This is a genomic window from Permianibacter aggregans (genome assembly GCF_009756665.1).
GTDB lineage: Bacteria > Pseudomonadota > Gammaproteobacteria > Enterobacterales > Permianibacteraceae > Permianibacter > Permianibacter aggregans.
Map to the genome: position 1 here is coordinate 2,710,444 of NZ_CP037953.1, position 22,341 is coordinate 2,732,784.

General features: G+C 55.8%; 23 protein-coding genes. 21 read left to right on the forward strand and 2 right to left on the reverse strand.

Going from position 1 to position 22,341, the window contains the following annotated elements; all coding sequences use genetic code 11:
* The first annotated feature begins 63 nt into the window (after positions 1-63).
* The 12 genes from hemC to hslU all read left to right on the forward strand — a co-directional run bounded on the left by hemC (position 64) and on the right by hslU (position 12,524).
* The gene (gene hemC / locus E2H98_RS12045; RefSeq protein ID WP_133589177.1) at positions 64-987 is read left to right on the forward strand and encodes a hydroxymethylbilane synthase; all 924 of its coding nucleotides are present in this window, start codon (positions 64-66) and stop codon (positions 985-987) included.
* Positions 984-1,724: a uroporphyrinogen-III synthase gene (locus tag E2H98_RS12050; protein ID WP_133589175.1), complete on the forward strand. Its 741-nt coding sequence runs from the start codon at positions 984-986 to the stop codon at positions 1,722-1,724. Before hemC ends, E2H98_RS12050 begins: the two co-directional genes overlap by 4 nt.
* Positions 1,724-2,740, forward strand: a complete 1,017-nt coding sequence (locus tag E2H98_RS12055) for a uroporphyrinogen-III C-methyltransferase (RefSeq protein WP_133589173.1) — start codon at positions 1,724-1,726, stop codon at positions 2,738-2,740. Before E2H98_RS12050 ends, E2H98_RS12055 begins: the two co-directional genes overlap by 1 nt.
* Positions 2,737-3,930 (forward strand): heme biosynthesis HemY N-terminal domain-containing protein, encoded by a 1,194-nt coding sequence (locus tag E2H98_RS12060; protein WP_157591370.1) that lies wholly within the window; start codon positions 2,737-2,739, stop codon positions 3,928-3,930. Before E2H98_RS12055 ends, E2H98_RS12060 begins: the two co-directional genes overlap by 4 nt.
* Complete coding sequence (locus tag E2H98_RS12065) at positions 3,923-4,630, forward strand: NUDIX hydrolase (RefSeq protein ID WP_133589169.1); 708 nt, start codon at positions 3,923-3,925, stop codon at positions 4,628-4,630. Before E2H98_RS12060 ends, E2H98_RS12065 begins: the two co-directional genes overlap by 8 nt.
* Positions 4,627-5,037 (forward strand): GFA family protein, encoded by a 411-nt coding sequence (locus E2H98_RS12070; protein WP_198325110.1) that lies wholly within the window; start codon positions 4,627-4,629, stop codon positions 5,035-5,037. Before E2H98_RS12065 ends, E2H98_RS12070 begins: the two co-directional genes overlap by 4 nt.
* 4 nt (positions 5,038-5,041) lie before the next feature.
* The gene (locus E2H98_RS12075) at positions 5,042-5,407 is read left to right on the forward strand and encodes a phage holin family protein (protein WP_133589167.1); all 366 of its coding nucleotides are present in this window, start codon (positions 5,042-5,044) and stop codon (positions 5,405-5,407) included.
* Positions 5,408-5,415: 8 nt separating this feature from the next.
* Positions 5,416-7,599: a primosomal protein N' gene (locus tag E2H98_RS12080; RefSeq protein WP_133589165.1), complete on the forward strand. Its 2,184-nt coding sequence runs from the start codon at positions 5,416-5,418 to the stop codon at positions 7,597-7,599.
* Positions 7,600-7,711: 112 nt separating this feature from the next.
* On the forward strand, positions 7,712-9,472 hold the full coding sequence (gene argS / locus E2H98_RS12085; RefSeq protein WP_133589163.1) for an arginine--tRNA ligase: 1,761 nt from the start codon (positions 7,712-7,714) through the stop codon (positions 9,470-9,472).
* Positions 9,472-10,080 (forward strand): SPOR domain-containing protein, encoded by a 609-nt coding sequence (locus E2H98_RS12090; protein ID WP_133589161.1) that lies wholly within the window; start codon positions 9,472-9,474, stop codon positions 10,078-10,080. Before argS ends, E2H98_RS12090 begins: the two co-directional genes overlap by 1 nt.
* Before the next feature lie 557 nt (positions 10,081-10,637).
* Complete coding sequence (gene hslV, locus E2H98_RS12095; RefSeq protein WP_269769310.1) at positions 10,638-11,174, forward strand: ATP-dependent protease subunit HslV; 537 nt, start codon at positions 10,638-10,640, stop codon at positions 11,172-11,174.
* Positions 11,175-11,222: 48 nt separating this feature from the next.
* The gene (gene hslU / locus E2H98_RS12100) at positions 11,223-12,524 is read left to right on the forward strand and encodes an ATP-dependent protease ATPase subunit HslU (RefSeq protein WP_133589272.1); all 1,302 of its coding nucleotides are present in this window, start codon (positions 11,223-11,225) and stop codon (positions 12,522-12,524) included.
* Between the two features lie 45 nt (positions 12,525-12,569).
* Here the strand turns inward: hslU and cobB are convergent, their stop codons facing one another.
* Positions 12,570-13,280: a Sir2 family NAD+-dependent deacetylase gene (gene cobB / locus E2H98_RS12105; RefSeq protein WP_211342554.1), complete on the reverse strand. Its 711-nt coding sequence runs from the start codon at positions 13,278-13,280 to the stop codon at positions 12,570-12,572.
* A 3-nt stretch (positions 13,281-13,283) separates the two neighbouring features.
* Positions 13,284-14,012, reverse strand: a complete 729-nt coding sequence (locus E2H98_RS12110) for a 16S rRNA (uracil(1498)-N(3))-methyltransferase (protein ID WP_133589157.1) — start codon at positions 14,010-14,012, stop codon at positions 13,284-13,286.
* A 96-nt stretch (positions 14,013-14,108) separates the two neighbouring features.
* On the opposite strand from E2H98_RS12110, the gene E2H98_RS12115 reads away from it, so the two are divergent.
* The 9 genes from E2H98_RS12115 to E2H98_RS12155 all read left to right on the forward strand — a co-directional run bounded on the left by E2H98_RS12115 (position 14,109) and on the right by E2H98_RS12155 (position 22,340).
* Complete coding sequence (locus E2H98_RS12115) at positions 14,109-15,218, forward strand: Re/Si-specific NAD(P)(+) transhydrogenase subunit alpha (protein WP_133589155.1); 1,110 nt, start codon at positions 14,109-14,111, stop codon at positions 15,216-15,218.
* Between the two features lie 11 nt (positions 15,219-15,229).
* A complete protein-coding gene (locus E2H98_RS12120) occupies positions 15,230-15,520 on the forward strand; it encodes a proton-translocating transhydrogenase family protein (RefSeq protein WP_133589153.1) in 291 nt (96 codons plus the stop codon).
* A 59-nt stretch (positions 15,521-15,579) separates the two neighbouring features.
* A complete protein-coding gene (locus E2H98_RS12125) occupies positions 15,580-15,948 on the forward strand; it encodes an endonuclease domain-containing protein (protein WP_133589150.1) in 369 nt (122 codons plus the stop codon).
* Positions 15,949-16,075: 127 nt separating this feature from the next.
* On the forward strand, positions 16,076-17,458 hold the full coding sequence (locus E2H98_RS12130; RefSeq protein ID WP_198325311.1) for an NAD(P)(+) transhydrogenase (Re/Si-specific) subunit beta: 1,383 nt from the start codon (positions 16,076-16,078) through the stop codon (positions 17,456-17,458).
* Between the two features lie 90 nt (positions 17,459-17,548).
* Positions 17,549-18,388 carry a DUF3667 domain-containing protein gene (locus tag E2H98_RS12135; RefSeq protein ID WP_133589146.1) on the forward strand — a complete coding sequence of 280 codons (840 nt, stop codon included), beginning with the start codon at positions 17,549-17,551 and terminating at the stop codon, positions 18,386-18,388.
* A gap of 57 nt (positions 18,389-18,445) precedes the next feature.
* Positions 18,446-19,882 carry an alpha/beta fold hydrolase gene (locus E2H98_RS12140; protein WP_157591371.1) on the forward strand — a complete coding sequence of 479 codons (1,437 nt, stop codon included), beginning with the start codon at positions 18,446-18,448 and terminating at the stop codon, positions 19,880-19,882.
* A gap of 17 nt (positions 19,883-19,899) precedes the next feature.
* Positions 19,900-20,634: an ABC transporter ATP-binding protein gene (locus E2H98_RS12145; RefSeq protein WP_133589142.1), complete on the forward strand. Its 735-nt coding sequence runs from the start codon at positions 19,900-19,902 to the stop codon at positions 20,632-20,634.
* The gene (locus tag E2H98_RS12150) at positions 20,631-21,827 is read left to right on the forward strand and encodes an ABC transporter permease (protein ID WP_133589140.1); all 1,197 of its coding nucleotides are present in this window, start codon (positions 20,631-20,633) and stop codon (positions 21,825-21,827) included. The genes E2H98_RS12145 and E2H98_RS12150 overlap by 4 nt, the downstream gene beginning before the upstream one ends.
* Positions 21,828-22,340, forward strand: a complete 513-nt coding sequence (locus E2H98_RS12155; RefSeq protein ID WP_133589139.1) for an RNA polymerase sigma factor — start codon at positions 21,828-21,830, stop codon at positions 22,338-22,340.
* Position 22,341 lies beyond the last annotated feature (1 nt).

Below are 22,341 nucleotides of genomic sequence, written 5' to 3' on the forward strand. Positions count from 1 at the left end.
GTGGTCGTGGTTGCCCGTTGGTTACGCTAAGATCGCCGGCAATTATCGCAACCGAGACATTCCATGACCCGCATTCGCATTGCCACCCGGCAAAGCCCGCTGGCGCTGTGGCAGGCCGAATTTGTCAAAGCCGAGCTGGAGCGCCATCACCCCGGCATTGAAGTTGAATTGCTTGGCTTTACCACCCAGGGCGACAAAATCCTCGATTCACCGCTGGCCAAAATCGGCGGCAAGGGTTTGTTCGTCAAGGAGCTGGAAACGGCGATGCTGGAAGGCAAGGCCGATATCGCCGTGCATTCGATGAAAGATGTGCCAGTGGATTTTCCGGAAGGCTTGGGCCTGACCACCATTTGCGAGCGCGAAGATCCGGCCGATGCCTTTGTCAGCAACTCCTTTGCCTCCATTGATGAGTTGCCACAAGGCGCCATCGTTGGTACTTCGTCGTTGCGCCGCCGCTGCCAGCTGCTGCAGGCAAGACCGGATCTCGATATCCGCGATCTGCGCGGCAACGTCAACACCCGCCTGCGCAAACTCGATGACGGCGAATACCAGGCCATCGTGCTGGCTGTTGCGGGTTTAAAGCGATTGAAGATGGCAAACCGGATTCGCTCGGCCCTGCCGTTTGAGTTGTCACTGCCGGCCGTTGGCCAGGGCGCAGTCGGCATCGAATGCCGGATGGACGATACCGAAACCTTGAAGCTGCTCGAACCGCTGCATCATCAACCAACGGCCACCCGGGTGCTGGCCGAGCGGGCGATGAATGCCCGTCTGCACGGCGGCTGCCAAGTGCCGATTGCCGGTTTTGCCGAACTTGATGGCAACACCTTGCGCTTGCGCGGCCGGGTAGGCTCGCCGGATGGCAAGCAGTTATTGAAAGCCGAAGCCAGCGGTCCAGCGGACCAACCGGAACAGCTCGGCCAGCAAGTCGCCGACACGCTGTTGCTGCAGGGCGCCGGCGCCATCCTGAGCGAGGTTTACCGGCGATGAGCCTGCCGATGACCATCCCGCCGATTGTGCTGACGAGGCCGGCTGGCCGTGGCGAGGATCTGGTCGATGCCCTGCGTGGCAAAGGCTACCCGATGCAGGTCATCCCGCTGCTGCGCTTATCACCGTTGCCGCTGCCGGATCTGCGCTCACAGCCGGCGCCGGACCAGCTGATCTTCATCTCGCCGTCGGCGGTCGAATTCGCGCTGTCGGCCATTCCCGAACATTGGTGGCAGGCGGGGCTGTTCGCCGTTGGTCGTGGTACGGCTCAGGCGCTGCCGGAGCCGGTACGCACCAGAGCGATGCTACCGATGCCGGAAACCAGCGAAGGCCTGCTTGAGCTCGATGCTTTGCGGGCGGTGCAAGGGCAAACCGTTGTTATCGTTCGCGGCCAGGGCGGCCGTGAGCATCTGGCCAACACGCTGCGCCAGCGCGGCGCGGAAGTGCGCTATATGGAGGTCTATGAGCGGCTGGGGCCGGAGCCGGAGCAGCTGGCCAGCTTGCGCCAGGTATTACAGCAGCCGGCGATTCTGGTGGTGACCAGCGGCGAAGCATTGGCTAAGCTCTGTGCCATAATCGCCGGTCCGGCGCTGAAAGCCTGCACGCTGATTGTGGTCAGCGAGCGGCTGGCCGAAATGGCCGCGCCGTATTGCCCGCAGGTGGTCAATGCCCGCGGCGCCGATACCGACTCATTGCGGCTCGCGCTTGATCGCGTGCTGAAACAACGGCAGGGAAAATAATGACCAGAGATGCCAACGACGACATGCTGCCGCCCGATTACGCGCTCCGCCAGCCGGAAGCCCCAGCCAAAGCCCAGGGCAATGTTGCCCGTAGCGTGCTGTTCTGGGTGGCGACCGTGGCTTTACTGGCGTTGTTCGCACTGGCGCTGTGGCGTCAGCAACAACATAGCCGGCAAGCCGAGCAACGCATTGAAGAACTGAGCGGCCGTATCGAAACCCTGCAGCAGGATTTGCAGCAACGCAAAAGCGCCGCTCAGGCCGAGCAGCAGGTGTTCGAACAAACGATGCAGCAATATCAGGAAACGCTGGAATCTATTCGGGCCGAAGTCAGTGGTGGCGCCCAGGCGTTTGCCGAAGCACAGCGCGTGCATGCCGCGAGTTATCTTGTGCATCACGCCAGTCTGCATATTCGTTTGGGCCGCGATATTGATGGTGCCAAGGCGGCACTCAATTCCGCGCTCAGCGAATTGCAGCTTGCTACCAGCGAACGCGCCAATCGATTACGGGCGGCAATCACCGCCGATCTGCAAACGCTGGCTCAGGTGCAGATAGTGAGCCCATTGATGCTGGCGCGTGAACTCAATGAATTGCAGGTGCGGGTCAATCAACTTGAGCCACTGCGCTCGACGCTCGGCAATGGCGACAAGGGCCTGAACCTGATCGAAGCGCAGGACGGTTGGCTCGGTTATCTGAAACAAAGCTGGGATCAATACGCCGGTGACTGGTTTGTCGTGCGTCGCTACGATGAAGTGGTCAATACGCCACCCGATGCGCTGGAAAATCGCCGGATAAAATTAGCCATTTCCTTGGCCATCAGCGAAGCGCAACTGGCCTCGGTACATGCCGACCCATTGCTTTACACAGAAGCATTGAAACGCGCTCGCGGTTATCTGCTGGCGTTCTACAGCAATACCGACCAGGGTGAAGCCTTGCAGCAGGCGATCGATCAACTGCTGAACAAAACCATCGCGCTCAGCGATTTTGAGCTGGCCTCGGCACAGGAGACCAAGTGGTGAGACTGCGCTGGTGGTTATTGATCGCCTTGATCGCCGGCATCGTGCTTGGGCCGATCATTGCCGGCATCGAAGGCTTTGTCTTGATTGGCGCCGGTCATTGGACTGTCGAAATGCGGCTGTCGCTGGCTGTTGCACTGGTTTGCGTGCTGGTGATGTTCTTGATCGTGCTGGGTTCGTTAATCGGCACCGCTTCATCGCTGCAAAGCCATATTCGCAATGTCGTGCGTGGCTTTCGTCAGCGTCAGGGCCGGGCGCAGTTGCAGGAAGGTTTGCGAGCGCTGGCATCGGGCGATTGGGAGCAGGCGGAAAAACTGTCGCTGCAAGCCGCCGATAAAACCGAATTCAAGGTCGTCTGTTTTCTGGCGGCGGCGATGGCGGCGCAGGAGCGTGGCGATATCGAAAAGCGTGATCGCTATTTATCGCAGGCGCACCGTGCCGACCCGAACGCCGATCTGGCTGTGGGCCTGACCGAAGCGCGCTTGCACTTGCGCTCGCGTCATTACAAACAAGCACGCGATGTGCTTTCACAACTCGACCGCATTGCTCCTCGCCACACACCAGTGATGAAACTGCTGCAACATGTGTTGCGCAAACAGGGCGATTTACTGGCGTTGGAACAATTGCTGCCGCGGCTGCGCAAATATGAAGCCTTGCCGGATGCGCAGCTGACCGAACTCGATGCGCAAGTGTTGCAATACAAACTGTCACAAGCTGGCAGCGATTTGCCCGAAATCCGTCAGCTCTGGCGGCAGACGCCGAAACCAGCACGACGCGATATCAATAGTTTTATCGCTTATGGGCGTGCGCTGATTCGGGCTCGAGTACCACACGAAGCCGAACGCCTGACACGAAAATTTCTGGAGCAGGTCTGGGACAAGCGCCTGGTAATGTTCTACGGCGAAATCGAAACCTACGAAACCCAACGCCAGTTGCAAACCGCGGAACGCTGGACCGAAACCCGGCAGGCCGATGCGCCAATGCTGACGACGCTGGCCAAGCTGTCGATGCGCGCTCAGCAATGGGTGAAAGCTCAGCAATATTTGAATGAACTGGTGCGCATGCAACCGAGCACGGCCACCTGGATTTTGCTCGCTGACGTTTATGAGCAATTGCAGGATCCGGATCAAATGAAGGCCTGCATTTCCGAGGCGCTGAAGCAAGCGCATGCCGACCCGGTGCTGAATGCCTGAACTCCCCTCCGCCGATGAGTCGGTGCTGCTGGTCGATGCCTGGAACCGGCCGATAGGCGATTGCAGTCGCCGGATCATGCGAAGACATATGTTGCGCCACCGGGCGACCTATGTGCTGGTTATCGATTCGCAACAACGCTTGTGTGTGCAAAAACGCAGTGGACAAAAAGATTACTGTCCCGGTTGGTGGGACTTGGCCGCCGGCGGTGTCGTCAATGTCGGTGAATCGTATCGCCTGAGCGCCGAGCGCGAATTACAGGAAGAATTGGGCATCAGCGCGCCAATACAATTCCTGCGCGAGTTTTTTACGTTTGGTGAAGACGGCGGTCGCGCATTCGGTCAGGTATTTGTTTGTCCTTGGCAGGGCGATATTCATCGGCAAGCTGAAGAAATTGATGCCGTTGAATGGTGGACCGCCGCTGATGTTTCCCGGCAGCGCGCCAGCATAACGCCAGACAGTTGGCTCGCCTGGCAAATTTACCGGCAACAGCCTCCAAGTGTTTCAGTCTCGGTCGGACAGCGCTTGCAGTGTCAGCAACAACTTTGGCAGATACAGGCGATGTTCACCGATTTGCAGGGGGAATCGATGGCGGTGCTCAGCGACAGCAAAGGCCGTTGCGAAACGATCGCGGTAACCACATTGCAAGCCATCTGTCGCGATGGCGATACGCTGATGCCGATGTTTGCAACGGTGACATGATGGCCAACAAAACCTTTGAAGGTGGGTGTCATTGTGGTGTTGTGCGCTTTCGAGTCGAAACTGATTTGCCGGCCACGGTGCAGGCTTGCAATTGTTCGATATGCGCGAAAGCCGGCTACCTGCATTTGATTGTTCCCACGGCACATTTTCAGCTGTTGCAAGGTCAGCAAGATCTCAGCTGCTATACCTTTAATACCGGTGTCGCCCAGCACTTGTTTTGCCGCCACTGTGGCATCAAATCATTCTATGTGCCGCGTTCAAATCCGGATGGTTTCAGCGTCAACATTCGCTGTCTCGATAATGTGACACCGGATAATTTCATTATCGAAGCATTCGATGGCCAAAACTGGGAACAACATGCGGCAGGCCTGACGCACTTGAGTCAGCCAATTCAGAGACAGGAGTAATCGGGTGAGACGTTTGGTGTTGTTATGGTTTATCAGCGCGTTTGCGTTGATGGTCGTGACCCAAATTGTTCCAGGCTTTCATATTGATGACGGTTGGTCAGCGTTGAAAGCGGCATTCATCATTGCGTTGGTCAACGGTACCATCGGCTTGTTTGTCGCGATTGCAACGCTGCCGCTGTCGATCCTGACCTTGGGTCTTTTTCTGATCATCGTTAATGCGCTGATGCTGCAATTGTCGGCCTGGATTGTTGAAGGTTTTGCCATCGACGGTTTCTGGTGGGCCGTTGCCGGTTCGATTGTGCTCAGTGCCACCAATATGTTGCTGCGTTGGCTGCTGGTGCCGAAAACTCGCCGCCCGCCGGAAACCTGAGCGCCACCGTGACCGATTCACTGTATCGCATTGCTGTGCCGGTGCCGTTGCGCCGGCTTTTTGATTACCGGGCACCGGGCTTGAACCTGGCGCGCGGTGCCCGGGTGCGGGTGCCGTTCGGGCGGCGCGAGCTGGTTGGCGTTGTCTGGGAAAAAGTCGCGCAAACGGAAATGGCCGAAGCCAAGTTGCAGACGATTAGCGAAGTCATCGATTTCGAGCCGCTGATCAGTCCCGGCATCAGCAAACTGGCCGAATTCGCCAGCGGCTATTACCACCATCCACTCGGCGAAGTCATGGCGGTAACGTTGCCCACTTTGCTGCGCGAAGGCAAAACACCACGTGGTCAAACACTGCCGGCCTGGCAGCTGACCGATGCGGGAAAAGCGTTGCCGCTGGATGAACTAAACCGGGCGCCTCGTCAGCGGGCTTTGCTGCAGGTGTTGCAGTCGATGCCAGAAGGCGTGCTTCAGGCCGAATTGTTGGAGCAGGGGTTCAGCGCCGCGCTGCTGCGCCAGTTCGCCAAGAACGGTTGGGCCGAGAAAATAAATTTGGCGCCGGAAAACGAGCCAGTACCTTACCGTTCGGTGGCTTCACCGGTGACCTTGAACGAGGCGCAACAACAGGCCGTCGACACCGTGGCGGCGGTCGAAGGTTTTCAGTGCTTTCTGCTGGCCGGGGTCACGGGCTCCGGCAAGACCGAGGTGTACCTGCGACTGATAGATCAGATCCGGCAAAAAGGTCAGCAAGCACTGGTATTGGTGCCGGAAATCGGCCTGACGCCGCAGACCGAGGCACGCTTTCGCGCCCGCTTTGGCGAGCAAGTGGCGGTCATTCATTCGGCGCTGACCGAGCGCCAGCGCTGGCAGGCCTGGGACCGAGCCCGCAGCGGCGATGCTGGTGTGGTCATTGGTACCCGTTCGGCGCTGTGGGTCAGCTTGCCCAATCCGGGCCTGATCATCATCGACGAAGAGCACGATCTGTCGTTCAAGCAGCAGGAAGGCTTTCGCTATCACGCTCGGGATCTGGCCGTATTGCGCGGCCAGATAGAACAGGTGCCGGTGCTGCTCGGCTCGGCGACGCCGTCATTGGAAACGCTGCGCAACGTCAAACAAGGCCGCTATCAGCGCTTGGCGCTGCCAAACCGGGCCAACGAAGCCCAGATGCCCGTATTGCGCTGCCTCGATATCCGCAACGCCCAGCTCGATGAGGGCTTGTCTGGGGCGCTGCTGGCGAAAATCCGCGAGCACCTAGGCAACGACGGCCAAGTGCTGCTGTTCCTGAACCGACGCGGTTTTGCGCCGACGCTGATGTGTCATGCCTGCGGCTGGCTGGCCGAGTGCCAGCGCTGCGAAGCCCATTACACCGTGCACCGCCAGTTTCGCCGACTGCGCTGCCACCATTGCGGTTCCGAACGACCGATGCCACAGAAATGCCCGCACTGCGGGAGCGACAAACTACTGTCACTGGGGCAGGGCACCGAGCGCATCGAAGAAGCCTTGGCCCGGCATTTTCCAAACGAGAAAATCGCCCGCATCGATCGCGATACCACCCGCGGCCGCGACGCCATGCAGCGCTGGAGCGACGCGATACGCCGTGGCGACTACCGGATTCTGGTCGGCACCCAGATGCTGGCCAAAGGTCATGATTTTCCAAACGTGACGCTGGCGGCGTTGGTCGATGTCGATGGCGCTTTCTTTGCCACCGATTTTCGCGCCCCGGAACGAATGGCGCAGCTGATCACCCAGGTCGCCGGCCGGGCCGGGCGTGGCGACAAGCCCGGCGAAGTCATTCTGCAAACCCGCCAGCCTGAGCATCCGCTGCTGCAAACGCTGCTGCGTGATGGTTACGATGCCTTCGCCGAAGGGGCGCTCAATGAGCGCGAGCAACACGGCTTGCCGCCGTTTCAACCGATTGCCTTGATGCGCGCTGAAGCCGGAAAAGTTGAGCAGGCTTTTGCGCTGCTAAGCAAAGCAGCGCAAGCATTGAATGCCAGCGGCATCACCGCATTAGGCCCGGTACCAGCACCAGCGGCTAAAAGGCAAGGAAGGTTTCGGGCCCAGCTGATGCTGGAAGCGGCCAATCGCGGTCAGTTGCAACAGGTATTGGGGGCGTTGCTGCCCGAACTGGAAAACTGGCCGGAGGCAAGAAGGGCGCGCTGGTCCGTAGATATTGACCCGCAGGAAATGGTCTAATACGCGCCTTGCCGGTCGCACCGGCTCCTCTTGCGCCGAATGCCACGTTCGACGCCCATTCACATGAATTCCGACTGAAATAGACGACTGAACAGCAGGTTGCCGACACGCAATGAAAGAAACAATTGAATCCCTGGTTAACGACGCTCTGCAAAATCTGGCCAGCAAAGGCGAATTGGCGCTGCCCGAATCCTACAAATTCAGCGTCGAACACACCCGCGACAAAGCCCATGGCGATCTGGCCTGCAATGCGGCGATGGTGCTGTGCAAAGCCGTTGGCATGAAACCGCGCGATCTGGCCGTGAAAATCGTTGCGGCATTGCCGGCCAACGACAGCGTCACCAAAGTTGACATCGCCGGTCCCGGATTCCTGAATTTCTTCTTGGCTGAAGGCCAGCAGTTCGATGTCGTCGGCAAGATCCTCAACGGTTTTGAAACTTTCGCCCGCCCGAATATCGGCAACGGCGAAAACGTGCTGATCGAATTCGTCTCGGCTAACCCGACCGGGCCGATGCACGTTGGTCATGGTCGTGGTGCTGCTTATGGTTCGGCGCTGGCCAATGTCATGCGCGCAGCGGGATTCCGGATCAGCACCGAGTACTACATCAACGACGCCGGCCGTCAGGCCGATGTGCTCGCCGTCAGTTTGTTCCTGCGTTACCTGGAAGTGCTTGGCGAGACGGTACGCATTCCTTCGCGCGCTTATCCGGGCGAATACGTCAAACGATGCGCGGAAAATTTGCAAGCGGCGCACGGCGAAGCCTTCAAGCGCTCTTACGTCGAGTTGATGCAAGGCGTCGCACCGGACAGCGATGAAGAAGGCGACGAAGCGAAGAAAATCAAAGAAAAGCATCTGGACAGTTTGATCGAACGGATCAAGTCGGTGCTTGGTGATGATTATCAAATCGTTCAAGACTTCGGTTTGAATGAGCAGTTGACCGACATTCGCGCCACGCTCGATGGTTTTGAAGTGCATTTCGACAACTGGTTTTCCGAGCGCAGCCTGACTCGCAGCGGCGCCGTAACGACGATGATCGAGAAGCTGAAAGCCAAAGATCGCGTCTACGAAAAAGACGGTGCGCTGTGGCTGAAAACCGAAGACATGGGCGACGAAAAAGATCGGGTGTTGATCAAGGAAGATGGTTCTTACACCTATCTCTCGCCGGATATCGCTTACCACCTCGACAAGCTCAATCGTGGTTACGACACGCTGATCGATGTTTGGGGTGCCGATCACCACGGTTACATCGCCCGGATGCGCGCTGCCATTGAAGCGCTGTCTGGCAAGGGCGAGCAATTCCATGTGTCATTGATTCAGTTCGTGACGCTGTCATCGGGCCGCATGGGCAAGCGCTCCGGCAATTTCGTGACGCTGAAAGATTTGATTCAGGAAGCCGGCGCCGACGCCACGCGCTTTTTCTACCTGACTCGCTCGCATGACCAGCATCTGGAATTTGATATCGAGTTAGCGCGCTCACAAAGCAATGACAACCCGGTGTTCTATATCCAGTACGCTCACGCCCGCATCTGCTCGGTGTTCCGTCAAGCCGTCGAAAAAGGCTATGACTACGATGAAGCGCAAGGACTTGCCTCGCTGGAAACGCTGACCACCGACCATGAACTGGGTTTGGCGGTACGCTTGGCGAAATACCCGGAAATGGTCGCCGCCTCGGCGCGCAACCGCGCACCGCATCAGCTGACCCATTTCCTGCGCGATGTCGCGACCGATTTCCACAGTTGGTACAACGCCGAAGCGTTTCTGGTTGCGGATGAGCGTTTGCGGAATGCGCGCCTGGTCTTGTGCGCGGCAACTCGAAAAGTGATCGCTGATTGCTTAGGCTTGCTGGGTGTCAGCGCGCCGGAGCAAATGTAATGGCGCAGCGCGATTATGCCCGCGGCGGTGGCAACACTCGCAGCGCCGGCAAAAAGAAAACAGGTGGCAATGGCATGAAATCCGGTGTGGTGATTTTTGTCGTCGGCGTCATCGCCGGTTCGGTGCTTGGCTGGTGGGTGCGCGGCACCGTCGTCGGCAACGCCAAAGAACTCGTTGAACACGCCAAAGCCGTCAACGAAGAAGACAAAGCGAAACAGTCGAACCAGCAAAGCAAAGCCGCCATCAACGAAAAATACAAACCTTTGGATGTTGATCCACAAACCAAAGCCGATTGGAGCTTTGAAGAGCTGCTGGAAGAGAAAACCGTAACGGTACCGAAAGGAGAAACCGTCAAGGACCGCGCTACCTCTGAAGAAAATCGCAGCTACGTACTGGCCTGCGCCTCATTCACGGAAAAAAACCGCGCCGAAACGATGAAAGCGCAAATCGCGCTGAGTGGTTTGCAAGCGAACATCAATCCGGTGCAAAGCAAATCTGGGCAGACCTTTTATCGCGTACAGCTTGGACCCTATAGTTCCAAGCGCGATGCCGAGCGTGACAAGCATAAGCTGCAAGCCGGCGGCATGAACGATTGCAAGATTTGGTAGTGGTTGTTTCTGATAGCGTTTCACGATTAGTTGTTCGATTCAGGTTCACACCGTGGTTTGAAGTGTCGAAGTCGAAAAACTAGAAAAGAAAAAACGGGGGCCCCGTCTGCGCCAGCCGGCAACAAGTGTTTGTAGGCCGGGTACGCCAGCAGGGATAGCTGGCGTAGCACTGATAAGGCATGGATGCCGCGTCAGTGCGGCCCGAGCCGGAGAACGCTTGTTGACGGAGCGGCCAAGTCGAAGCTGCAAAACCTGTCTGGCGCATCGGGGCGCGCTTCTCTTTGGATACTTTCTCTTGCGCGAACAAGAGAAAGTATCTCGCCTGCCGGGGCGAGACCCGGCAGGCCCTAAAGTCGAATGATCACGCTTCAGTGAGATTACGGCGCAAGAAAAAGTTTTTCGTTCTGATTTCTTCAGTGCCCAAAATCAGGCTATGAAATTCGCCTAAACGGCCAACTTGAAATTATCGGTAAGTGCACCCACATAGAATCTCACATCTGATTCACCCAAAGTCTCGGCATCAGGTACCCAAGTTCAGGAGCGCTCGAATGGAACAAATGCATGGAACGACCATTGTGTCGGTTCGCCGTAATGGTGTGGTCGTGGTCGGTGGCGATGGCCAGGTGACGCTGGGTAATACGGTCATGAAGGGCAATGCCCGTAAGGTGCGCAAGCTCTACAACGGTAAAGTGTTGGCCGGGTTTGCTGGTGGTACCGCTGATGCCTTTACGTTGTTCGAGCGTTTTGAAGCGAAGCTGGAGCAATTCGGTGGTCGCTTGCAGCGTGCCGCCGTGGAACTGGCCAAAGACTGGCGCACGGAACGTTCGCTGCGCCGTCTGGAAGCGCTGTTAATTGTCGCCGACAAGGAATGTAGCTTGATCATTACTGGCAATGGCGACGTGCTGGAGCCAGAGGATTGTTTGCTGGCCGTCGGTTCCGGTGGCCCGTTCGCCCAATCAGCCGCCCGTGCGCTGCTCGATCACACTGATATGGGCGCCAAGGAAATTGTTGAGGCCGCGCTCAATATCGCTGGCGATATCTGTATTTACACCAATCACAACCGCACCATTGAGTCACTCAGCACTGAAAGCTGAGTTTGAACAACGCTAAAGGATTCCACTGTGAGCTCTGTAATCAATCCGATGACGCCGCGCGAAATCGTCCATGAACTTGACAAACATATTATCGGCCAGAAAGATGCCAAGCGTGCCGTCGCTATTGCGCTACGCAATCGCTGGCGCCGGATGAATGTCGATGAATCGCTGCGCGAAGAAATCACGCCGAAAAATATTCTGATGATAGGACCAACGGGTGTCGGTAAAACCGAGATTGCCCGCCGTCTGGCGCGCCTTGCCAATGCGCCGTTTATCAAAGTCGAAGCGACCAAGTTCACCGAAGTCGGTTACGTTGGTAAAGACGTTGACAGCATCATTCGTGATTTGGTTGATGTCGCCGCCAAGATGATTCGTGAACAGGAAGTCGAAAAGGTCAAACACCGGGCCATGGATGCTGCAGAAGATCGTATTCTCGATGTGTTGCTGCCGCCGGCGCGTGGTTTTGATGAGAATCCACCGGACTCCAATACTCGTCAGATCTTCCGCAAGAAACTGCGCGAAGGCCAACTTGACGACAAGGAGATCGAAATCCAGGTCAGTGGCCCGTCAATGAATGTTGAGATCATGACGCCGCCTGGTATGGAGGAAATGACTTCGCAATTGCAGAGCATGTTCCAGAATCTGTCGCCGAACCGCTCACAAACGCGCAAGCTGAAGATTCGTGAGGCGATGAAGCTGCTAACTGAAGAAGAAGCCGAGCGACTGGTCAATCATGACGAGATCAAGCAAACGGCCGTCAACTCGGTTGAGCAGAACGGTATCGTCTTTCTGGATGAGATCGACAAAGTCGCCAAGCGCAGTGATCACGGCGGTGCCGATGTCTCGCGCGAAGGTGTGCAGCGCGACCTGCTGCCGTTGATTGAAGGCAGTACTGTCAGCACCAAATACGGCATGATCAAGACTGACCACATTTTGTTTATCGCTTCCGGTGCGTTCAGCTTTGCCAAACCTTCCGATTTGATTCCTGAACTGCAAGGCCGCTTGCCGATTCGCGTCGAGTTGAAAGCCCTGACGGTAGACGATTTCAAACAGATTCTGACCGAGCCGGATGCCTCGCTGACCAAGCAATACACAGCACTGCTCGGTACCGAAGAGGTGGAGCTGAAATTCACGGAGGACGGTATTCAGCGCATCGCGGAGATTGCCTTTTCGGTCAATGAAAACACCGAGAATATTGGCGCTCGTCGTCTGCACACGGTGCTGGAGCGTTTGCTGGATGAAGTCTCATTCGATACCAAGAAAGGCGAGTTTGTTATTGACGGTGCTTACGTTGACAAACAGCTTGGCGAACTGGTCAAGAATGAAGACTTGAGCCGCTATATTCTTTAATCAACCGAGTCAAGTCGCTTGCTTCAATTCGAACTGAGCGGCTTTTTATATCCGGAATAATTTGGGTACTAACTCGGTCGCCAAGCCATGCTCAGCGTACTGGAAGGCATTGCGGGTTAGGCTCGGTTCCAGATTCAATTCGATGGTTTTGGCGCCAGCCTGATTGGCTACCTCTACAAAGCCAGCGGCCGGGTAGACATTGCCGCTGGTGCCGATGCTGACGAACACATCACAGCGTGAAAGCGCATCGAAAATCCGCTCCATTGCCAACGGCATTTCATGAAACCAGACAACATGCGGTCGCAGTCGTGACGGTAGATGGCAGCACTCACAACGGAGTTCGGTACTCAGGTCGATGCGACACTCAAAAATGCGGCCGCTGACAGCGCAACGCATCTTCAATAATTCACCATGCATATGGATTAACTTGCGACTTCCAGCTCGCTCATGCAGGTCGTCGATGTTCTGCGTGACCAACAAAAAATCACCGGCAAATTGCCGTTCAAAATCAGCCAGCGCCTGATGCGCCTTGTTCGGTTGAATGGCATCGGATAAAAGTTGTTGGCGGCGCCTATTGTAAAAGTGATGCACCAGCGCCGGGTTGCGACGAAAGCCTTCCGGCGTTGCGACATCGTCGACGCGATGGTCTTCCCAAAGTCCATCGGAAGCACGAAAGGTTTTGATGCCGGACTCAGCCGAAATCCCGGCGCCGGTCAGGACAACAATCGAACGAGCTCCGTCAAGACTCAACATCATCGTTTACCGCAGATCACCATGCAGGGCTTGCAAGCAGGCAAGAGCGGTCAACGCTGCCGTTTCGGTACGCAGAATCCGCGGCCCCATACGCACCCCAATAAACTGTGCCGCGCTGGCCTGATACAAGTCCAGATCGCCAAGGCCGCCTTCCGGGCCAATCAGCAACGTGACATCGCCATGCAATTTCAACTCACCAAAACCTTGTTCGGCATCTGGCTGTAAGGTAAAGCGATGCGCAGTACTGACATCTGCCAACACCAAATCCAGTTTGCGCACTGGATGCACGGTCGGCACGCGATTGCGTCCGCATTGCTCGCAGGCACTGTGGACAATGGCCTGCCAGTGCTCCTGCTTTTTCTGCCAGCGTTGTTCGTCGAGCTGCACGCCGCAGCGTTCGGTGATCACCGGATGGATATCGCCGACACCAAGCTCTACGGCTTTCTGAATCGTAATCTCCATGCGATCACCGCGCGACACGCCCTGAATCAGCGTAATCGACAATGGCGACTCGCGATGCTGTTCCGACATCTGGTGAATATCGACGCCGACATCACGCTTGTCGACATGGCTGATGGTCGCGTCGTAGGCATGGCCATCGCCGTTGAATAACTGCACCGCGTCGCCGACGCGCATGCGTAACACTCTTGCCACATGATTGGCGGCATTTTCCGGCAAACTGAGCTTGCGCCCGGTCTGCAATGGCAAGTCAACATATAAACGGGTGATGCGCATGCGGTTCCTGTATGCGTGGAGGTTGTTTGACCAAAGGGTGTCATGCTGCATAGGATAGCGGCTTACGGAGATAAGCTAAACCAACGAGGAGCGCCCATGCGCCTGTCCGTGCCTTTGGAGACCCATCCGCTGGAATCACGGGTCGCCGCCACCCCTGAAACGATCAAAAAATATATTCAGGCGGGTCATCAGGTGGTTGTGCAACACAACGCCGGCTTAAAAGCCGGGGTGACTGACGAGGCTTACACCGCCGTTGGCGCAAGCATTGTCGATAGCGCCGATGCCGCGTTCGATGCCGAGCTGGTGCTGAAAGTGCGGGCGCCGAATGCCGATGAAATCAAGTTGCTGCGCAAAGGGTCCAGTATCGTTGCCTGCTTCAATCCCTATCGCAATGACAGCTTGCCGGCCGTGGCCACTGCAGGCGTCGCCGCGTTTGCGATGGAATTGGTGCCGCGCATTACCCGGGCCCAGAGCATGGACGTGCTGTCATCCCAGGCCAATATTGCCGGCTATAAGGCGGTCGTCGTCGCGGCCGATCATTACCCTCGTTATTTTCCAATGCTGATGACCGCTGCCGGCACCGTCAAAGCGGCGCGGGTATTGATCATGGGCGCTGGTGTCGCCGGTTTGCAGGCCATTGCGACCGCCAAGCGTCTGGGGGCTGTCGTCGAAGCGTTTGATGTGCGTGCCGCCGCGAAAGAGCAAGTCGAATCGCTGGGCGCCAAGTTCGTCGAGGTGCCAGTCGAAGAAAGCGGCGAAGGCGGTGGCGGTTACGCCAAGGAAATGTCCGAAGAATACAAACGCAAGCAGGCGGAACTCGTGCATCAGCGCGCGCAGCAGGCCGACATCATCATCACCACGGCGCTGATTCCGGGCAAACCGGCACCACGATTGATTCATCACCACACGATTCAGGCAATGAAACCGGGCTCGGTCATTGTCGATCTGGCGGCCGAAATGGGCGGAAACGTTGAGGGTTGTGAAGCCGACAAAATCGTCACGATCAACAACGTCACGATCATTGGTTACACCAATCTGCCGTCGCAAGTCGCTGCCGATGCCTCGGCGATGTACGCGAAAAACCTGCTGAATTTCCTGACGCCGATGTTCGACAAGGAAAAAGGTTTTGTCATCAACACCGACGACGAAGTGGTTGCCGCCACGCTGCTATGCCGCGACGGCCAACTGCTTTTTGGTCAACGATAAGGAGTTATGCGATGGCCGATCCACTGATTATCAACCTGACCATTTTTGTGCTGGCAATTTTCATCGGTTACCACGTCGTTTGGAACGTGACGCCTGCGCTGCACACGCCGCTGATGAGCGTCACCAACGCCATTTCCTCGATTGTTATCGTTGGCGCCATGCTGCAAGTGGGTTTCAATGCCTTTGGTGCTGATAGCCTCGTTGGTGCCCTGGCCGTAGGCCTTGCCAGCGTCAATATTTTCGGCGGCTTTTTGGTGACTAGACGCATGTTGGAAATGTTCAAGAAAAAGCAACGCACCTAAATATCCCCCTCCTGCCAAGGAGGGGGTAGGGGTGGTTTCTACGTTAAACGGACTTAACCATGAAGTTATTCAATACCCAGGATAAAGGCGTAAGACAGCATTTACGAAACAACGTAGGTGAACCCGAACACCAATTATGGCAACGACTGCGTGGCTCGCAGTTGGGAGTAAAATTTAGAAGGCAGCATGGCATTGGACCTTTCATTGTTGACTTCTATTGCTCTGCGCATCAACTGGTGATCGAAGTAGACGGTGTAACGCACGAAACGATGGCGAGCCAGAAAGCTGATACTGGGCGAGATCAATTCATGCGAAGCCTAGGTATTAAGGTTTTACGGTTTTCGAACCAACAAGTGATGACGGAAGTCGATGGCGTGGTGCAGGCAATACTGGACGAGATCTCAATTGAAAAACTGACCCCCCCCTAGCCCCCTCCTTCGCAGGAGGGGGAACGATAAGCAAGTTAGTTTTACGCTCCTTCCTTAGCAGAAAGGTGGGAATGAAAAACGAATTTATGACGGGCAAACCCACAATAACGAATCGGACGCCAATATGATCAACTACAACCTGGTTGCGCTTTCCTATCTGGTTTCTTCGGTGCTGTTTATCCTTTCTTTGAGAGGCTTGTCGCATCCGGAGTCAGCGCGTCGCGGCAACACCTTCGGTATGATTGGCATGGCAATGGCCATCGTCACCACGTTTTATCTGATGAAAGATCAGGTCAGTGTCAACGGCTATGCGCTGACGCTCGCGATGATCGTTGTCGGTGGCATCATCGGCACGATACTGGCCAAGAAAGTCGAAATGACCGCGATGCCGCAGTTGGTTGCCGCGATGCACTCGCTGGTCGGTTTGGCGGCCGTGCTAATTGCGGTCGCGGCGATTCTGAAACCGGGTTTGCATCTGGATGCCGTGCACCGTTTTGAATTGTTTGTCGGCGCCTTTATCGGTGCCATCACGTTCACGGCCTCGATTGTAGCGTTCGGAAAACTTTCCGGCCGTTTTTCCAGCAAGGCGATTCGTTTTTCCGGCCAGCATTGGCTGAATCTGGTCATGGCCATCGCAATGATCGTTGCCGGCGTGGCTTACTTCCTGAACGAAAACCACACCGCGTTCTACATCATGCTGGCGATTGCGCTGGTGCTCGGTTACTTGCTGATCATTCCGATTGGCGGCGCCGACATGCCGGTTGTCGTGTCGATGCTGAACAGTTATTCCGGCTGGGCTGCTGCCGGCATCGGTTTTACCCTGAACAACCATTTGCTGATCGTCGCCGGTTCGCTGGTTGGCGCTTCCGGTGCCATTCTTTCCTACATCATGTGCCGGGCGATGAATCGCTCATTCTGGAACGTCATTCTTGGTGGCCTCGGTGGTGATGATGCCGCGGCTGCCGGTGGTGATGGCGGCGAAAAGAACTATCGTGCTGGCTCGCCAGAAGATGCCGTGTTCCTGATGAAAAATGCTGACAGCGTGATCATCGTGCCCGGCTATGGTTTGGCGGTTGCCCGCGCCCAGCATGCGCTGCAGGAGCTGGCAGAAAAACTTGAGCATGCTGGTGTCAAAGTGCGCTACGCAATTCACCCGGTAGCCGGTCGTATGCCCGGTCATATGAACGTGCTGCTCGCCGAGGCAGAAGTACCTTATGACTCGGTATTGGAAATGGAAGAGATCAACTCCGATTTCTCCAGCACCGATGTCGTGCTGGTCATTGGCGCCAATGACGTCGTCAACCCGGCTGCCAAAGACGATCCGGCATCGCCGATTTACGGCATGCCGATTCTCGAAGCGCACAAAGCACGCACGGTGCTGGTCGTTAAACGTTCAATGGCGGCCGGTTACGCCGGTCTCGACAACGATTTGTTCTACATGGATAAAACCATGATGGTGTTTGGCGATGCCAAGAAAGTCGTTGATGAAATGGTCAAAGCCGCTGAATAGTTGAAGCCCGCAACGTCCGAGGAAAGCTGGTGCATCGGTCATATCGTTGATGTCTCGCCATGCGTCAGCGAAGCAGAATAAGGTCAAGCCATGGGTACCGCGCCAACGTCGTGCCTGAACTGTGAGACGCCGTTACAAGGCGCATACTGTCATCAATGCGGGCAGAAACATATTCCACGCGAGCATTGGGGGGTAGCGCCCATGCTCGCCGAATTAGTCGAAAATCTCGGGAATCTGGATAACAAAGTTTTCCGTACGCTTCGCGACGTTTTGCTTCGACCTGGTGTTGTCGCATACCAATTTAATCAAGGCAGGCGTCGGCGGTATGCATCTCCGATAAGAATGTTGCTGTTCATTTTTTTGGTGATCTTTCTCTACCCATTCATCACCGACTTTACCCAAGATCTGTCTAGCCACTTGCGCTTTGGGTTCTTCACGCAGTACGCACAACCCATGATTGACACGCTGATGGCAAACGCCTTTCAGGATAGGGCAGCGCTTGAGCTGAAATTTGCTGAAAAGCAAGTCGATGTTGCCAGTGTGTTGGTGCTGATTCATGTGCCATTTTTTGCACTGGTTTTGTGGGGGCTACAACCTCAGAAGCGATTTTACTTCATCGACCACATTGTCAACGCCTCCTTTTTTCTTATCTTTATTCTGCTGTACTTGTACTTGAATATCTTGCTGATTGGCATGCCTTTAGAGTTTTTCTCTCGTGACCCCGAATTCAGCAAAACGGTTGAGCCCTGGTTGAATTTGATTCTGCTGAAGCTGCCATTTCCCTTCATGATGGCTGCATTTCTGAGGTTCGCGTATCAGCATTCTTGGTTGGCAGCAGCATGGCGGGCGCTACCGGCTACTGTTGGCTTTGTCATGGCGCATATGTTGTACCGAACAACGGTGTTCTATACGACATTGCTTTTTTTGTAAGGTTTTTGTGTTGCTATCGACTATGGATAGTAGAAACCACCTATTGAGGAAATATTTGTGGGATTCATTCGATTAACGTTGGCGGGTCTGTTCGCTACCACGAGCGTGGCTGGTGCGTTGGCGGCTGATTTGAAGTCAGTCAGTGAAAATTGTCACTTGAAAGGCTTTCGCGATCCCTTGCGTTGCCTGCAGGTGACCGTTCCTGCCGATTACCAGCGGCCTGATGAAAACCAGTATGAAATCTTCGTCGCCATTGCGCCGTCTTTGCGTGAAAACGCCAAGCCGGATCCGGTATTTGTCTTGGCGGGCGGACCGGGTCAGTCCGGCAGCAGCATCATCCATTTGCTTGCTAACGCCATGCAGAAACTGCGCGCCACCCGCGATATCGTGTTTATCGATCAGCGCGGCACCGGCCGCTCCGGCAAGCTGGATTGCCCGAATCTGAAAGATCAGATGTTCTCGCTCGATGAACAGCAAAGCGTGGCCATGTTTCGTGAATGTGTCGAGAGTCACTCGGTCGATTTTTCCCATTACACGACGGCCAATGCTGCGCGCGATCTGGATAAGATCCGTCAGCAACTCGGCTACAACCAGATCAATCTCTGGGGTGGTTCCTACGGCACCCGACTGGCGCAAACCTATGCTCGCCTGTTTCCGGAAAACACCCGGGCGTTGATTCTTGATGGCGTGGCATCGCCGGAACAAGTGCTGGCGGTTTGGAGCAAAGATGCGCAAGCAGCGCTCGATAAACTGTTTCAGCAATGCGCCCAGGATGAAGACTGCCGTGCGGCGTTCCCGAATTTGCAGCAGGATTTTGTCAACGCCGCAACCAATATCAAGGCTGGTATTCCGCCCGTGCGTCTGCGTCATCCGCGCACTGGCGAATGGATTGACGTGCCGCTGACTTACGAAATTTTTGCCGACACGGTACGCACGGCCTTGTATTCACCGACCACGATGGCCGCCTTGCCGCAATTGATTCATCTGGCTGCCGAAGGCAATTGGCAACCGATGGTGACGGCACTGCTGACCTACAGCGAGTGGACCCAGGATGCCATGGCGATCTTGCTGACGTTCTCCGTCGCCTGTGCCGAGGATGTGCCGTATATCGACGAAGCAACGATCGAATCCGAGCGCGCCAGTGGTTTTCTTGAGGGCTTGCAGGCCCGCACCTGGCCGCAGCTATGCCAGCAAGTACCGGTGAATACCGTGGAGCGCCACAGCACCGAAACCATTGCGGCGCCGACGTTATTGCTGTCCGGTGCTTACGATCCGGTGACACCGCCATGGCGCGCAGAGCAGGCGATGCAGCACATCAGCACCGATCAGCACATTGTCGTGCCACAGCTTTCGCACGGCATCAGTAATGTTGGCTGCGCACCGAAACTGCTACGCGACTTTCTCGACAAGCCCAATGACAAGGTTGATGACGCCTGCTTGCAATCAACCCGTTTCCCGCCGTTTGTTGTCAGCGCCGCTGGTCCGCGCCCGTAACGAAAAAGGAATACCTCATGATCGAACTACATAACGTGGAAAAAAGCTTTGGCAAAGTCAAAGCATTGGATGGCGCCAGCTTTCGTGCCGAAGACGGCAAAATTACTGCACTGCTGGGTCCCAACGGTGCCGGCAAAACTACCGCGATGCGTATCCTGTTTGGATTGTTGAAACGCGATGGCGGCGAGGTTGCGGTAGATGGCATTGATCCGGCAAAAGATCCCATCTCTGTACGCAAAAGTTTAGGTGTGTTAACCGACCAAGTCGGTTTGTATGAACGACTGAGCACACGCGAGCATTTGCAGTATTTTGGCGAATTGCATGGCATGGATAAAGCGTCAATCGACAAGGCAACCGAGGAAATCAGCGCTTTGCTCGGCATGGAAGATATTCTGGAGCGCCGGGCCGCAGGTTTCTCGCAAGGCCAGCGATTGAAAGTGGCGCTGGCGCGAGCGCTGCTGCACTCACCGAAGAACGTCTTGCTTGATGAGCCAACACGCGGTCTGGATGTCATGAGCACTCGTGCCTTGCGTAAAGCCATCAGCTCGTTGAAAGCACGCGGTTGCTGCGTGGTGTTTTCCACCCACGTCATGCAGGAAGTGTCGACTTTGAGCGATGAAGTCATTGTCATGACCAAAGGCAAGGCGGTTGCCGCCGGCACGCCACAGCAACTTTGCGAACGCACCGGCATCGCCAATCTTGAAGACGCGTTTGTCAGCCTGATCGGTACCGAAGAAGGAATCGCCGCATGAAGTCGTTGTTTGATCCCTGCACGTTGGCGGTATTCCGTAAAGAGCTGCGCGATACCCTGCGTGACAAACGCTCAATGATGATGTTCATGGTGTTTGTCCTGATGTACCCATTGATGATGATGGGTATCATGAACTTTGTTATCAAAAAGAGCACCGCCGGCGAAAAAGAAGAAATCACCGTCATTGTCTCCGGCGCCGAATATGCCGGGCGTCTGGTCAATGATTTACGTGCGGCCGAGATTACCGTTCAGGAAGAGAACCTGACTGAAGATGCGGAAATCGAAGCGCGCTTGAAAAAGAAAGATCTGACAGCGGTAATTGTCGTTCCGGAAACCTACCCGGAACAGTATAACGAACTGAAGCCGGCAACCCTGATGCTCTGGTTCAACTCAACCAGCGATCAGCGCTCGAAACTGAACAGGGTCAATAGCATTCTTCGCCAATACGAAGCCGTAACCGCACAATCACGCCTGCTACAGCGCGGCGTGGCGCCCGCGTTGATCAACCCGATTGATATCCAGGAATTCGATACCGCCACCGCAGCGACACGCTCAAGTCAGCTCGCCGGCACGATACTCGGCTTCATGTTCGTGTTTGCGTTTTACTTCTGTCTGAACATCACGCTCGATAGCACCGCCGGTGAGCGCGAGCGCAAATCGCTGGAAATTCTGTTGGTGCAGCCGGCCACAGCCACGCAGATTGTCATGGGCAAATGGCTCGCTGCGGCGCTGTTCAGTGCCGTCGGTTTGACGCTGGAACTGGCAGCGGCCAATGCCATTCTCGGCAAACTGCCGCTGGAAGAAATTGGCATGAGCTGGCAGCTTGGCTGGAATGGATTGGCTCTTGTGCTGTTACTGTCGATGCCGCTGTGTTTGTTTGCCGCCGCCTTTGAAATTGCCTTTGCGCTGAACAGCAAAAGTTTCAAAGAAGCACAAACCAACATGGGCTTCATCATGTTCATTCCGATGCTGCCGGTGCTTGTAGTCGCTATCACCGGTGCCGAGTCAGCGCCGTGGATGTACAGCTTGCCGGTGCTGGGCGAGCAGGAAGTGCTGAAAGCCCTGGCCAAAGGTGAAGTGTTGCAGTGGTGGCAGTACCTGGCACCCGCCGTGACTTCGACAGTGCTGAGCATTGCTTGCCTGCTGTTCGCCAGTAAGCGCATGGCCAGCGAACGTTTTGTGCTGGGTATTTAAGTGACCGCAACGCTCGCCTCGGCGCAGGAGATTCCGGATTTCGAGCAGGTGGTGGCCGTACATGGTGCGGCCATTGGCCGTGTTGCCGCTGTGCACGAAAAAGTCAAAGCCAGGCGCGATGAACTGGTGCAGGAAATTCTGCTGGCCGTTTGGCAAGCGTTGTCACGTTTCAAAGGCGATTCCAGCCTGAAGACTTTTGTGTTGCGCATTGCGCATCACAAAAGCGTTGATCATGTTTTGAAATCACGTCATGACAGCAAACATCAGGCATTCGATGAGTCGCTGGTCGAGCCTTCTGCCGATACTGAACAATCGGTGAGTTTGCAGCAACGCGCCGAACGATTACTGCAAGCGGTGCAGCGAATGCCATTGGCGCAACGCGAGCTGGTGGCGTTGGCGTTGGAAGGATGCTCGCATCAGGAAATTGCCACCATCATTGGTATCTCTGCCAACAATGTTGCCGTGCGCTTGTCGCGAGCACGCCAACAATTGCAACACGTAATGGAGCCATGAA

What these genes read in the sequence shown, in the direction of transcription:
- cobB (WP_211342554.1), bottom strand. Translation starts at nt 13,280, where the DNA reads ATGATGTTGAGTCTTGACGGAGCTCGTTCGATTGTTGTCCTGACCGGC.
- E2H98_RS12055 (WP_133589173.1), top strand. Translation starts at nt 1,724, where the DNA reads ATGACCAGAGATGCCAACGACGACATGCTGCCGCCCGATTACGCGCTC.
- hslU (WP_133589272.1), top strand. Translation starts at nt 11,223, where the DNA reads ATGACGCCGCGCGAAATCGTCCATGAACTTGACAAACATATTATCGGC.
- E2H98_RS12070 (WP_198325110.1), top strand. Translation starts at nt 4,627, where the DNA reads ATGATGGCCAACAAAACCTTTGAAGGTGGGTGTCATTGTGGTGTTGTG.
- E2H98_RS12065 (WP_133589169.1), top strand. Translation starts at nt 3,923, where the DNA reads ATGCCTGAACTCCCCTCCGCCGATGAGTCGGTGCTGCTGGTCGATGCC.
- E2H98_RS12135 (WP_133589146.1), top strand. Translation starts at nt 17,549, where the DNA reads ATGGGTACCGCGCCAACGTCGTGCCTGAACTGTGAGACGCCGTTACAA.
- E2H98_RS12090 (WP_133589161.1), top strand. Translation starts at nt 9,472, where the DNA reads ATGGCGCAGCGCGATTATGCCCGCGGCGGTGGCAACACTCGCAGCGCC.
- E2H98_RS12145 (WP_133589142.1), top strand. Translation starts at nt 19,900, where the DNA reads ATGATCGAACTACATAACGTGGAAAAAAGCTTTGGCAAAGTCAAAGCA.
- E2H98_RS12150 (WP_133589140.1), top strand. Translation starts at nt 20,631, where the DNA reads ATGAAGTCGTTGTTTGATCCCTGCACGTTGGCGGTATTCCGTAAAGAG.
- argS (WP_133589163.1), top strand. Translation starts at nt 7,712, where the DNA reads ATGAAAGAAACAATTGAATCCCTGGTTAACGACGCTCTGCAAAATCTG.
- E2H98_RS12050 (WP_133589175.1), top strand. Translation starts at nt 984, where the DNA reads ATGAGCCTGCCGATGACCATCCCGCCGATTGTGCTGACGAGGCCGGCT.
- hemC (WP_133589177.1), top strand. Translation starts at nt 64, where the DNA reads ATGACCCGCATTCGCATTGCCACCCGGCAAAGCCCGCTGGCGCTGTGG.
- E2H98_RS12110 (WP_133589157.1), bottom strand. Translation starts at nt 14,012, where the DNA reads ATGCGCATCACCCGTTTATATGTTGACTTGCCATTGCAGACCGGGCGC.
- E2H98_RS12125 (WP_133589150.1), top strand. Translation starts at nt 15,580, where the DNA reads ATGAAGTTATTCAATACCCAGGATAAAGGCGTAAGACAGCATTTACGA.
- E2H98_RS12115 (WP_133589155.1), top strand. Translation starts at nt 14,109, where the DNA reads ATGCGCCTGTCCGTGCCTTTGGAGACCCATCCGCTGGAATCACGGGTC.
- hslV (WP_269769310.1), top strand. Translation starts at nt 10,638, where the DNA reads ATGCATGGAACGACCATTGTGTCGGTTCGCCGTAATGGTGTGGTCGTG.
- E2H98_RS12120 (WP_133589153.1), top strand. Translation starts at nt 15,230, where the DNA reads ATGGCCGATCCACTGATTATCAACCTGACCATTTTTGTGCTGGCAATT.